Source organism: Brevibacillus brevis, from assembly GCF_900637055.1.
Classification (GTDB): Bacteria; Bacillota; Bacilli; order Brevibacillales; family Brevibacillaceae; genus Brevibacillus; species Brevibacillus brevis.
This window is the reverse complement of sequence record NZ_LR134338.1, coordinates 5,736,227-5,748,510: the sequence shown is the minus strand read 5'-3', so window position 1 is coordinate 5,748,510 and position 12,284 is coordinate 5,736,227. Positions and strand designations below refer to the sequence as shown.

Genomic DNA, 12,284 nt, shown 5'->3' with positions numbered 1-12,284 from the left:
TGGTCTCGGGATTCTTTTGTATTAGTAGCCAAAATCAAGTGTCTTGCCTGTCTCCGCATACGTCTTGATCGACGAGAGCATCATCGGCCAATTGTTGCTCGCACTTGCGTGGGAGGGATGGTTTTCTGTCCATTGATCCTGGATCAGTGTCAGCTTGGTGCAACCGCCAACCGGTTCTAAGGTAATCGTGACACGAGACTGCAATTCCGCATGATTCTCGTAGTAGGCAGGACCAGGATGTTCAGTGAAACTGAAAATGTGATGAGGTTCGAACTGCAAAATTTTCCCGTATACATGCACTGTGTCGTCACCGTCTTTTCCCGGACCCACGTAAGCCATCTCATCGCCTACTTGAAAAGTCGAGCGGATCGTACAGCCAAAGAAAGTACTCTTTACGCCATCATCGGAAGTAAGGACATGCCAGACCTGCTCTGGCGTAGCACCAATGTAGAAATCAAAGCGAAGATCCATTGTTTTACCCCCTGATTTTTTCATTTGGGAATTGTAATCAAGTCTCTCAACTACTACTCTTACTATAAGAAGAATTCGGAAGTGTGTATTGTAAAAACACGTCAGGAGGCGCGCCTTGGAAAATCAGACTGCCAAGCTCCCAAAGGGTGTACTGCATGCGATGATTGGACAGAAGAAATTTTCGCTGGACAGATACGAGCCATCTGCTGAAATCAGCTACTTCGTGCAACATTACTGGGTTGTCCGGTGGGATTTGCGTACGGAACTTCCTTACTCGCAAACCGTACTGGCTCATCCCAATGTGAATCTGGTGTTTGAAAAAGGAGCAACTGGCATTTTTGGTGTAGCCCGTACGACTTCCTCGCATCTATTAGAGGGACAAGGTCACGTTTTCGGAGTGAAATTTAGGCCCGGAGGTTTTTATCCGTTTCTGAATGCCCCGGTATCAAAGCTGAGTGGCACTTTTACGAGTCTGGAAGCTGTATTTGGTGTTGCAACCGAGCAGCTTGAGAAAGAAGTACTAAGCCTGCCAGATGATCAGCAAATGATGAAAAGGGTAGAAGCCTTTCTATTCGAATATTTACCGAAGCCTGATCCGAATGTAGCGCGCATCAGTGAAATCGTCAGGATGATTCAGGCAGATCGATCCGTACTCAAGGTCGAGGATGCGGTACAGTTGACCGGAATGAACATGCGGACGATGCAGCGCTTGTTTGATCGTTATGTAGGGGTCAGCCCGAAGTCGGTCATCCAACGATACAGACTGCATGAGGCGGCAGAGCAGATTGACCAGGGAACAGTCCAAGATTGGCTGGACCTGTCTACCTCTCTTGGCTACTACGATCACTCTCACTTTATTCGAGATTTTCGAGCAATCGTCGGTGTAGCGCCGAACGAGTATCGACGAGCCCAAATGTAATCATAGTGAACCCCTTCACCTTCTGGCTGGAGGGGTTGTTTCATTCTGCATAAATTTTTATGTACGAGGCATACTTCATCATGATGAAACTACCGAATTTATTTCCTTTAATAGAATTTGATGTTTGAATAAAACATAATTAATTTTACTTAAAATGTCTTCAATATTACTAAAAATGCAGTATATTTGTGGAGTAGCTTTCAATGAATTTTTACCGATAGAAAAAAAGGGGGTCAACACCATGAAAAAAAGCGTTTTTGCAGCAATGAGTTCTATCCTGGTTCTTAGTGCGGCGCTGGCTGGTTGTGGCGGCGGTGGTGAGAAAGCAGGCGAGCAAGGCAATGCTTCTAAGGAGCAAACAAGTGGTCCTAAAGAATTGAGAATGAACATGATGTCCGAGCCACCAACTGCTGACCCTGCATTGGCTGAGGATTCTACTTCCAGTGCGGTACTGCGTGCAACATTTGATGGTCTCACCCGTATTGGCGAAGATGGCAAACCACATCCATCTGTAGCAGAAAAAGTTGACGTATCCGAAGATGGTCTTACTTATACATTCACCCTGCGTGATAGCAAATGGAGCAATGGAGATCCAGTTACCGCTAAGGATTTCGAATACGCTTGGAAGCGAGCGCTCGATCCGAAGACAGCATCTAACTACTCCTACCAATTGTATTACCTGAAAAATGCAGAAGAATACAACAAGGGTAAAGCAAAAGCTGAAGATGTTGGCGTAAAAGCGACAGACGATAAAACACTCGTCGTGACTTTGAAGAACCCAACACCATTCTTCTTGGAACTGACTGCGTTCTATACGTACTACCCAGTTAACCAAAAAGTAGTGGAAGGCAGCGATAAATGGGCGGGCGAAGCAGCTACACACGTTGGTAACGGTCCATTCAAAATGGAAACATGGGAACATAAGAGCAAATTGGTTCTTGTGAAGAGCGATACCTACTGGGATAAAGACGCTGTAAAACTCGACAAGCTCAACTTCTCCATGGTTGAAGATGCAAATACAGAGCTGTCCATGTTCGACAATGACGATCTGGATTGGTCCGGAGCGCCTTTGAGCTCACTTCCTACCGATGCGATTCCTGCATTGAAAGAAACCGGTCAAATGCAAACACGCCCGATCGCGGGTACGTACATGTACAAATTCAATACGGAAGTTCCGCCGTTCAACAACGCGAAAATCCGTAAGGCGTTTGCTTATGCAATCGATCGTAAATCTATCATCGACAACATCACGCAAGCAAACCAAGAACCAGCTATGGGTCTGATCCCGCCAACAATGGCAGTGGCAACAAGCCCGTACTTCAAAGACGGCGATGTAGAAGCAGCGAAAAAAATGCTGGAAGAAGGTATGAAGGAAGAAGGCATTACCAAAATGCCGACCCTGACTCTTTCCTTCAACACGTCTGAAGGCCACAAGAAAATTGCCGAAGCGATCCAAGACCAATGGAAAAAAGCGCTCGGCGTAGACATTAAGCTGGAGAACAAAGAATGGAAAGTATTCCTGGAAGATGTGAACCAAGGTAAATTCCAAATCGCACGTTCCAGCTGGTCTGGTGACTACAACGATCCATACACGTTCTTGGACCTGTTCAAGGACAAAGATGGCGGCAACAACGACACGAAATGGGAAAATCCGAAGTACAAAGAGCTGCTGAACAAATCTGCTCTGGAAAAGGACCCAGAAAAACGCAAACAAATTCTGGCACAAGCAGAAGCTATTTTCATGGACGAAATGCCAGCAGTTCCAATCTACTACTACACACATTCTTATGTGAAAAAAGACAAAGTAAAAGGTGTAGTACTCGACGGTCTCGGTTTTGTAGACTGGAAATGGGCAGACATTCAATAAGAAAAAGCGCATAACTCGTTGTAAAAAAGAAGGGTGCTACGGCACTCTTCTTTTTTTGTAAATCATTTCTGAGAGTAAAAAAACGAGCAGACGATTGACGACGATGTAGGTAATTATAAAATTATAAATGAAATTACTATTGTTACTTTACTGAATGTCGGTAAAATTGGGTGAATGAAAAAATACATCAATAAATGAGATCTGAATCCTCAACTCTGAGAAAGCTTGATATTACGCGGTTTTTCTTAGAGATATTGGGGTAGGAATGTTATGGAAAATTTATTTATCGATCAATATAATTTATAATTGATTAATTCTCTTTATAAATAAATAAAAATTTATTAAATCATTCTAAAACATATTTAAAAAATATATAAAACCATGTATATTGATAAAAGATTTAGAAAAGGGGGATTACTTGTATGAAAAAGAATGTTTTCGTGGCAATGAGTTCTATCCTCGTTCTTGGCGCGGCACTCGCAGGATGCGGTGGCGGAAACCAGGCGGCACCGGCAGATAGCAATGCATCGGCAGGAAAGACAGAAAATTCTGCACCAACAGCTGGCTCTAAAGTACTGAAACTGAACTTGCACTCCGAGCCACCAACAGCTGACCCAGGTATCGCGGAAGATACAACTTCCAGCACCATCATCACTGCTACCTTCGAAGGTCTGACTCGCGTTGGTAAAGACGGTAAATACAATCCAGCAGCAGCAGAGAGCTACACTGTTTCTGAAGACGGTAAAAAATATACATTCAAAATTCGTGATAACAAATGGAGCAATGGCGATCCTGTATCGGCAAAAGATTTCGAATATGCTTGGAAACGCGCTCTTAATCCAAAAACAGCTTCCAACTATGCATACCAACTGTACTATGTGAAGGGCGCAGAAGCCTACAACAAAGGCAAGGGTAAAGTAGAAGACGTTGGCGTAAAAGCAGTTGACGATAAAACACTCGAAGTAGAACTGGCAAACCCAACGCCATTCTTCTTGGAGCTGGTTGCATTCAAAACATACTTCCCAGTTAATCCAAAAGTAGTAGAGGGCAACGAGAAATGGGCTACTGATGCGAAAACAGTTATTGGTAACGGTCCATTCAAAATGGATTCTTGGGAGCACAAGAGCAAGCTCGTCGTTTCCAAAAACGATAACTACTGGGATAAAGACAACGTAAAATTGGACAAAATCGAATTCTCCATGGTAGAGGATGAGAATACTGAGCTGTCCATGTGGGAAAACGGTGAATTGCACTGGGCAGGAGCTCCAACTTCTGCGTTGCCAACTGACGCGATCCCGGCTTTGAAAGAATCCGGTAAAATGACAACTCAGCCAATCGCGGGTACTTACTTCTACCGTTTCAACACAGAAAAACCACCGTTCAACAATGTGAAAATCCGTAAAGCGTTTGCCTATGCGATCGATCGTCAAAGCCTGATCGACAACATCCTGCAAGCTGGTCAATTGCCTGCAACAGGCTATGTACCACCAAGCATGGCGCTGAACAAAGACGGTTTCTACAAGGATAATGACATTGAAACAGCGAAGAAATTGCTCGAAGAAGGTATGAAAGAAGAGGGTCTCACCAAATTCCCAGCACTTACTCTTTCCTTCAACACTTCCGAAGGTCACAAAAAGATTGCTGAGGCAATCCAAGACCAATGGAAGAAAAACCTCGGCGTAGACGTGAAGCTCGAGAACAAAGAGTGGAAGGTTTACTTGGACGATGTACACCAAGGTAAATACCAAGTGGCTCGTGCAGGCTGGTTGGGTGACTTCAACGATCCAATCAACTTCTTGGAAATGTTCAAGGAAAAAGACGGCGGAAACAACGATACTCGTTGGGAAAATCCGAAGTACAAAGAACTCCTGAACCAATCCGCTCTGGAGCTAGACCCAGAAAAACGTAAAGCAATCTTGGCGCAGGCTGAGCAAATCCTGATGGATGAAATGCCAATTATGCCAATCTACTACTATACTCAATCTTGGGTGAAGGACGACAGAGTACAAGATGTTATCATCGATGGTCTGGGTGCTGTAGACTACAAGTACGCAGATTTCGTAGAAAAGAAATAATAGCTGTGCATGTAAAAGAAGAGCGGTGTTATACTCACCTCTCTTCTTTTTTTACCTATCCCACTTCCATATTTTTACTTTTGTTGTATACTAATTTTTGGAAGATTCTCATTAGGAAATTAGGGGGGCATATGATGAAGAAGAGTGTTTTTCTGGCTTTGAGTTCAGTCCTTGTTTTCGGTGGAATGATGACAGGGTACGAAGGCGCTATCCAAGCAGCTGGGCCTAAGGTATTAAGAATGAATCTGCATTCGGATCCGCCTACAGCAGACCCGGGAATTGCGGAGGATACTACCTCTAGCACAATCATCACTGCTATATTCGAAGGTCTGACACGTCTCGGAAAAGACGGAAAGGTACACCCAGCCGCGGCAGAGAGCTATACCGTTTCTGAGGATGGGAAGACTTATACATTCAAGATTCGTGATGCAAAATGGAGCAACGGAGATCCGGTAACGGCACATGACTTCGAATATGCTTGGAAACGCGCGCTCGATCCAAAGACAGCTTCCAACTACGCCTACCAGTTGTATTATGTGAAAGGTGCAGAAGACTTCAACAAAGGGACAGGCAAGGCGGGAGACGTTGGGGTAAAGGCGATTGACGATAAGACGCTAAAAGTGGAACTGACAAACCCGACACCATTTTTCCCAGAGCTCGTTGCTTTCAAAACGTACTTCCCAGTGAACAAGAAAGTAGTCGAAGGCAACAAAAAATGGGCTGACGAGGCAAAGACGGTTGTTGGCAACGGACCATTTAAAATGGAAACATGGGAACACAAGAGCAAACTGACTGTCGTAAAAAACGAGAAGTACTGGGATAAAGCCAATGTAAAATTGGATAAGATTGAATTCTCTATGATAGAGGATGAGAATACGGAATTATCCATGTTTGATAACGACGAGCTGGATTGGGCGGGTGCTCCAACGTCCGCTCTGCCAACCGACGCACTTCCGGTTTTGAGGGAAACTGGCATCTTGAAGACACAGCCAATCGCCGGTGCCTACTTTTATCGTTTCAATACAGAGCAAGCACCGTTTACCAACGCAAAAATTCGTAAGGCGTTCGCGTATGCCATTAATCGTGAGAGTATCACCGCCGATATCCTGCAAGCGGGTCAAGTACCGGCAACAGGCTATGTACCACCGAGCATGGCGTTGAACAAAGACGGTTACTTCAAAGACAATGACCTTGAAGTTGCAAAGAAATTACTGGTAGAGGGTATGAAGGAAGAGGGCATCACCAAACTCCCGCCAATCACACTCACCTACAACACATCCGAAGGTCATAAAAAGATCGCAAAAGAAATACAGGCTCAATGGAAGAAAAACCTCGGTGTAGATATCAAGCTCGAAAATAAAGAGTGGAAGGTATACCTAGAAGACGTACACCAAGGTAATTATCAAATCGCTCGTGGAGGTTGGCTGGGTGACTTCAATGATCCCATCAACTTCTTGGAAATGTTCCAGGAAAAAGACGGCGGAAACAACGATACGCGTTGGGAAAATCCAAAGTACAAAGAGCTCCTGAACCAATCCTCTCTGGAGCAAGACCCAGAGAAGCGCAAAGCAATTCTCATGCAGGCTGAGCAAATCCTGATGGATGAAATGCCAATCATGCCAATCTACTTCTACACAAACTCTTGGGTGCAGAACGAGAATTTGAAAGATGTCGTGATGGATGGTCTGGGTGATATCGATTTCAAATACGCGGATATCACCAAAAAATAAGAATGCAGGAGAAGAGGGCGATTTTCGTGTCCCTCTTCTTTTTTTCTGTCTCATGGACAAATGACCAATCCATTACGCCCTTGGCTACATAGAGTAAAAAGGAACTAACTGCAACCAGGGGGGATATTGATGGATATTGGTTCTTTACTCAACATTGTTAAATCGATTCCTAAGGAAAAGCTGAGGACAGATGCGGGAATCAAGGAAGTCATTCGTGAAATGGCCAGAAAGTCAGGGAAAAAATTGACCGAGCAAGAGGTTAACAGTTATGCTGCGCAGTTTCGTCAGATGCAGAAAACAGAAAATGTCGGTAGTCTGCTGAATAAGCTTTCGAAAAAAGGTGTCACTGCAAAGGATTTGGAAAATATAAAAAAACGTTTTAGATAAGGGGGTAGAGTGAGGAGGGAGGTGGGATTATCGTTGAGAAAATGAAAGCGAAAAGGAAGCAGGCTGTCCCCAGGAGCAATTTGCTAGAATCGATCAACAAGCTTGTGGATGCACAGCATGCAAGCAATGCCCAAATGATGAAAGAAATGAGTCAGGTGCGGCAGGAGCTGCAGGATATGAAGAATACACTGGGGCGTCTCAAACAAGCACCTCCAAGAAGTACAGGAGAACGGCGAGGCTTGCTGTTTGGAGGACGAAAGAATGCCGCTCAAGTGGAAGTTGTACCTCAACCACAAAAGCCTGCCATTTCTATCGAAGATTTACTGCCGCTTTTACCGTATCTAGGCGACGCTATTCCCCAATTGAAAAACCCGAAAGTAGCCGACTCCATTAAAGTGCTGTCGAATCCGGCTGTGATTTCGCTGATCCAGCAATTTCTTGCCAACGGGGGCTTGAACATGATAAAAAAACCTGTTCAAGAAGTAAGTAGGCAAGAGAGAAGGGGATTTTTTCGATACAAATGATCAGTTATAAAGACTGTCTCGCGGCATGCGGAGGCGGTCTTTTCATTTTGGTACCAAAAGACTATAAACTTTACAGATCATATAGCGTCTAATAGAATGGTGAACGTTGCACATTGGCTGACGCCACATAACGAAAGAAAACAGACATCACGGAGGAGGTCAGGATGAAGAGACGATTTTACCCTCTGCTTTTTGCGCTGCTGGTCCTGCTGCTAATCCCCAGTTGGGCGGTTGCAGCAAGCAGTGCCTCAGAGGAAGCTGTCAATCTCATGATTGGTGGACAAGCAGTGAATGCTGAAGTGCCGCCAGTCATCAAGAATGGACGCACGTTGGTTCCCGTCCGTGTCATCGCCGAAGGGCTAGGTGCAAAAGTGGATTGGAATGACGCTACTCGAACAGCTGTCATTACCAAAGGCACGCAGCATCTCTCCCTTACACTTGACTCCCGTACAGCAGTGTTGAACGGCAAGCAAGTGAAGCTCGATACGCCGCCTGTTATTTCACAAAAGCGTATGCTGCTGCCACTGCGTTTTGTCGGGGAGTCGCTTGGCGTTACAGTCGGGTGGGACAACAGCACACGAACTGTCATTGCGAACGAAACACCACAGGTCAAGCTGAATGGCAAGGCACCAACCCAGCCGATCAAGCTGTATCAAGTGGAAGACACGATGTACGTGTCCGCACAGGCTGTAGCTGAGCAAGTGGGACAAAAAGGCTTTGCGTGGAAACGACCTGAGCGAGGGATGACGATTGATGATCAGTTGGTCCTCTCATTACGTCAATTGGAGGACGAGCTTGGAGGGTCATTTGCGTGGGACAAGAAAAATAATCAGGTTGAGATCGATCGCCTCAATATTTTGAAAGATGTATCTGAGGACGGCGACCGTGTTCGTATTGAGACGACCATACCTGTAATTCCTCAGTCCTTTGTAATGACAGGTCCACACCGGATCGTCTTGGATCTCCCACAAACAGCATTGGATGACGATTTAATCGAAGATCTCAAACGGCAAGACGAGAAAAATGATAGCGTAGGCGAATCCGAGGAAACGGCCTCCGCTGATGAGGAAGACCAAGACACAGATTCTGATTCTGATGAACAGAATCAGGCAGAACAAACGAAAGAAGAACCTCTCATTGCTGATCTGCGTTACAGCCAATACAGTGCATCTCCGGACACGGTTCGCGTTGTCATTGAACTGAACCAAAAGAGCAAGTATGAGTTGGCTTACACGGAAGATGGTATCGAAGTAAAATTGACGCCAAAACCGAAGAAAACAGGCTACCTGATCGTCGTTGATGCCGGTCACGGAGGGAAAGACCCAGGCACGAAGGGCTCCGCTGGCAACAATGAAAAAGATTACAACTTGGCTGTCTCCAATAAAATTGTGGCTTTGCTGAAGCAATATCCAGAGTTTCAAGTCGTTCCCGTACGCACAACGGATGTGTTTTATGAACTGTCAGAGCGTGTTGCTTTTGCCAATGAGTTAGATGCCGACATGTTCTTGTCTATTCATGCCAACGCATTCCCGAAACCAACGGCTGCAGGAACGGAAACCTTCTATTATAATGAAAACAGTAAAGACTTTGCCCAAGTGGTACATAAACATTTGCGTGGGGCAACGCAGTTCCCGGATCGAGGCGTCAAGAAGAGCGGCTTTTATGTGATCAAAAACACAAATATGCCCGCTGTGTTGACCGAAACTGGCTTTCTCTCCAATCCACAGGAGAATGCACAGCTGACGAATCCGGCATTCCAAGATAAAATCGCGAAAGCCATTGTTGCGGCTATTCGTGAATACTACGAGTCTTATCAGTAAGGGGGCTTTTCACGATGAAAAAAAGTCGAGTGATCTGGATGGCAGCGTTAGTGATGCTGCTTTTGGCCGGATGTGGGCAAAACGCGACTGAAACACCACAGCCAACCACACCAGTAGAACAGCCATCTGGTTCAAACACTGATCCATCGACAACAGAGCCGACTCTGAAAAAGCAAATGGTCACCGTTTACTATTCGGATAATAATGTGATGGAGATGCAAAAAGAAGAGCAAGAGATCACGTTTGCAGAAGATATCGAGAAGTACAAAAAGACACTTGCCCTGCTGGAGTCGCCTGTAAAGCCAGACGTGCACATTCCGCTGTGGAAAGACTTCAAGTACCATTCAATCACATTTGATAAAGGAACCCTGACGATTGATGCAGATAGCAAGAATCAGTTCAACATGGGTTCAAGTGGCGAGACGATGGCTTTGGATGCGTTGAAGAATACATTCTTTCAGTTCTCGGAAGTAAAGGAAATTGTCTTCCTGGAGGATGGCAAGAAAGTAGTAACGCTGATGGGACACGTAGATCTCTCCGAGCCACTGAAACGGGACAATTAATCATCACCATAAAGGCGGCACACCCTGTTCATCAGGATGTGCCGCTTTTTTCGTGGATAAGTTTACAGTGGCTGTCGTGGAGAGAAGAATATTTCCAGTCTAGGCTCCAGGCTCCGTCCTGCTGGGGGTCAAGACTGCCCGCTCCGAAGCGATTAGCGGGGAAACGCAAAAGTGGTAGCCGCTTCGTCGCATGGGCACGTTGCGTTTCTTTTGCCCGCTAATCGCTTCTCCGCTTGGTAGGACTCCACAAGTCGCTACGTCTGGAAATATTCTTCTCTGTCGTGACTGATTACATTCTTCAATCTTTTAATGCTTTTAAGACCCGTTTAAGCACGGCAAGCTCGTAGAGGAAACAGGAGAAATAAGCGAAGATCTTTGGTACACCGACCGAGACGGAATGCAAAAAGCGAAACACGTTCTTAAGCGTCCACCTCTGAAATACACCCTGAAAGAACTACTTTGGACGCGGTTTCGCTTTTTGCATGGAGACGGGCAGTGAATCCCTCAGCGGGTGGGACAAGAAGCTGAGCGTTTTCTCCTGTTTCCTCCTCTCCTCAACAGCCTGACATAGTTTTTTTATGTTGTTGGTGTTTCTTCCCGATCCGTAAATAGAAACTTGATAGCATATACCCCAAACAAGCCTACCAGCGTATACACGATTCGACTTACAATCGACTCCGCTCCACCAAACAAGCTTGCGACTAAATCAAACTGAAATAACCCGATTAATCCCCAGTTCAGGGCACCGATGATAACAAACAGCAAGGCCAGTCGATCCATATGGACACCCCCAGAAAAGAATAGGGACATTATTCCCATGTTTTCAGTTTTACAACAGGAATTTCTCCATCTTTAAGAAAGCTTTACATTCACAACATAATACGACAACATTCCCCCTGTATAGTTTGTACTTGTAAGAGAGAAAAACAAACCGAACCTTTTAAGGAGGATTTTCATCAAATGAAAAAACTCAGCAAAATGTTTATTGCGCTGACATGTGTAGGGGCATTACTCGCGGGGTGCGGAAGCGGCAACACTGCACAGACACCAGCACCAGCGCAACAACCAGCCCAGGAGCAAAGCAACTCTGGTTCGACAACAAAACCTTCCGGTGAACCTGTAACAGCAGTGGGTTCTACCGCTTTACAGCCTCTGGTCGAGCAAGCGGCCAAAGACTTTATGGCAAAAAATGCAGGCGCACAAATCCAAGTACAAGGCGGAGGAAGCGGCACGGGCTTGAGCCAAGTAGCAAGCGGTGCAGCAACGATTGGTAACTCCGATATTTTTGCAGAAGAGAAAAAAGGCATTCCAGCAAACGAACTGGTTGACCATAAAGTAGCGGTTGTCGGTATGGCAGCAGCGGTAAGCCCGCAAGTAAAAGTAGACAACTTGACCAAGCAACAATTGATCGACATCTTCACTGGAAAAATCACCAACTGGAAAGACGTTGGCGGCGAGGATATGAAGATCACGCTGGTTAACCGTCCGAAATCTTCCGGAACTCGCGCGACATTCAGCAAATTCGCGTTGGATGGCAAAGAAGAAGCAGAAGGTATCACAGAGGATTCCTCCGGTACTGTTCGCAAAATCATTGCTGAAACACCAGGTGCAATTGGTTACTTGGCACTGTCCTACTTCAATGACTCTGTAAAAGCTCTGAAATTGGATGGCGTGGAAGCAAACGCAGAAAACATTACAACGAACAAATATCCAGTATGGGCGTACGAGCATATGTACACCAAAGGTGAAGCAACTGGCGATGCAAAAGCATTCCTCGACTTCATCCTGACTGACGAAGTACAAAAGAAAACTGTAACAGAATTGGGCTTCCTGCCAATCACAGATATGAAAGTGGAACGTGATGCAGAAGGCAAAGTAACACAAAAATAAGCGTTATCGTCAACAGCAAAATAGAGGGGTAGGGGGGC

Annotated in this window: 11 protein-coding genes; 9 read left to right on the top strand and 2 right to left on the bottom strand. The window is 45.4% G+C overall.

All coding sequences use genetic code 11. The features are described 5' to 3' along the window. Positions 1–21: 21 nt before the first annotated feature. On the bottom strand, positions 22–471 hold the full coding sequence (locus tag EL268_RS27885) for an SRPBCC family protein (RefSeq protein ID WP_106652666.1): 450 nt from the start codon (positions 469–471) through the stop codon (positions 22–24). A gap of 115 nt (positions 472–586) precedes the next feature. Here EL268_RS27885 and EL268_RS27880 point away from each other — a divergent pair, with 115 nt between their 5' ends. From EL268_RS27880 to EL268_RS27845, 8 genes are all read left to right on the top strand, one after another. Further along, complete coding sequence (locus EL268_RS27880) at positions 587–1,390, top strand: helix-turn-helix domain-containing protein (RefSeq protein ID WP_174769463.1); 804 nt, start codon at positions 587–589, stop codon at positions 1,388–1,390. Between the two features lie 241 nt (positions 1,391–1,631). Then, positions 1,632–3,257, top strand: a complete 1,626-nt coding sequence (locus EL268_RS27875) for a peptide ABC transporter substrate-binding protein (protein ID WP_106652667.1) — start codon at positions 1,632–1,634, stop codon at positions 3,255–3,257. A 422-nt stretch (positions 3,258–3,679) separates the two neighbouring features. Further along, positions 3,680–5,332 carry a peptide ABC transporter substrate-binding protein gene (locus EL268_RS27870; RefSeq protein WP_106652668.1) on the top strand — a complete coding sequence of 551 codons (1,653 nt, stop codon included), beginning with the start codon at positions 3,680–3,682 and terminating at the stop codon, positions 5,330–5,332. Between the two features lie 134 nt (positions 5,333–5,466). Next, a complete protein-coding gene (locus tag EL268_RS27865; protein ID WP_106652669.1) occupies positions 5,467–7,062 on the top strand; it encodes a peptide ABC transporter substrate-binding protein in 1,596 nt (531 codons plus the stop codon). 129 nt (positions 7,063–7,191) lie between these two features. After that, positions 7,192–7,449, top strand: a complete 258-nt coding sequence (locus tag EL268_RS27860; RefSeq protein ID WP_007721136.1) for a hypothetical protein — start codon at positions 7,192–7,194, stop codon at positions 7,447–7,449. Positions 7,450–7,490: 41 nt separating this feature from the next. Then, entirely contained in the window at positions 7,491–7,973 is a 483-nt protein-coding gene (locus EL268_RS27855) for a hypothetical protein (protein ID WP_106652670.1), read from the top strand. A gap of 164 nt (positions 7,974–8,137) precedes the next feature. After that, positions 8,138–9,793 carry an N-acetylmuramoyl-L-alanine amidase family protein gene (locus tag EL268_RS27850; protein ID WP_106652671.1) on the top strand — a complete coding sequence of 552 codons (1,656 nt, stop codon included), beginning with the start codon at positions 8,138–8,140 and terminating at the stop codon, positions 9,791–9,793. 14 nt (positions 9,794–9,807) lie between these two features. After that, a complete protein-coding gene (locus EL268_RS27845) occupies positions 9,808–10,356 on the top strand; it encodes a GerMN domain-containing protein (RefSeq protein ID WP_106652672.1) in 549 nt (182 codons plus the stop codon). A 576-nt stretch (positions 10,357–10,932) separates the two neighbouring features. On the opposite strand, the gene EL268_RS27840 is transcribed toward EL268_RS27845, so the two are convergent. Continuing rightward, the gene (locus EL268_RS27840) at positions 10,933–11,136 is read right to left on the bottom strand and encodes a DUF378 domain-containing protein (RefSeq protein ID WP_106652673.1); all 204 of its coding nucleotides are present in this window, start codon (positions 11,134–11,136) and stop codon (positions 10,933–10,935) included. 180 nt (positions 11,137–11,316) lie between these two features. On the opposite strand from EL268_RS27840, the gene EL268_RS27835 reads away from it, so the two are divergent. Then, a complete protein-coding gene (locus EL268_RS27835) occupies positions 11,317–12,246 on the top strand; it encodes a phosphate ABC transporter substrate-binding protein PstS family protein (RefSeq protein ID WP_106652674.1) in 930 nt (309 codons plus the stop codon). Positions 12,247–12,284 lie beyond the last annotated feature (38 nt).

What these genes read in the sequence shown, in the direction of transcription:
- EL268_RS27875 (WP_106652667.1), top strand. Translation starts at nt 1,632, where the DNA reads ATGAAAAAAAGCGTTTTTGCAGCAATGAGTTCTATCCTGGTTCTTAGT.
- EL268_RS27865 (WP_106652669.1), top strand. Translation starts at nt 5,467, where the DNA reads ATGAAGAAGAGTGTTTTTCTGGCTTTGAGTTCAGTCCTTGTTTTCGGT.
- EL268_RS27835 (WP_106652674.1), top strand. Translation starts at nt 11,317, where the DNA reads ATGAAAAAACTCAGCAAAATGTTTATTGCGCTGACATGTGTAGGGGCA.
- EL268_RS27855 (WP_106652670.1), top strand. Translation starts at nt 7,491, where the DNA reads ATGAAAGCGAAAAGGAAGCAGGCTGTCCCCAGGAGCAATTTGCTAGAA.
- EL268_RS27870 (WP_106652668.1), top strand. Translation starts at nt 3,680, where the DNA reads ATGAAAAAGAATGTTTTCGTGGCAATGAGTTCTATCCTCGTTCTTGGC.
- EL268_RS27840 (WP_106652673.1), bottom strand. Translation starts at nt 11,136, where the DNA reads ATGGATCGACTGGCCTTGCTGTTTGTTATCATCGGTGCCCTGAACTGG.
- EL268_RS27885 (WP_106652666.1), bottom strand. Translation starts at nt 471, where the DNA reads ATGGATCTTCGCTTTGATTTCTACATTGGTGCTACGCCAGAGCAGGTC.
- EL268_RS27845 (WP_106652672.1), top strand. Translation starts at nt 9,808, where the DNA reads ATGAAAAAAAGTCGAGTGATCTGGATGGCAGCGTTAGTGATGCTGCTT.
- EL268_RS27860 (WP_007721136.1), top strand. Translation starts at nt 7,192, where the DNA reads ATGGATATTGGTTCTTTACTCAACATTGTTAAATCGATTCCTAAGGAA.
- EL268_RS27850 (WP_106652671.1), top strand. Translation starts at nt 8,138, where the DNA reads ATGAAGAGACGATTTTACCCTCTGCTTTTTGCGCTGCTGGTCCTGCTG.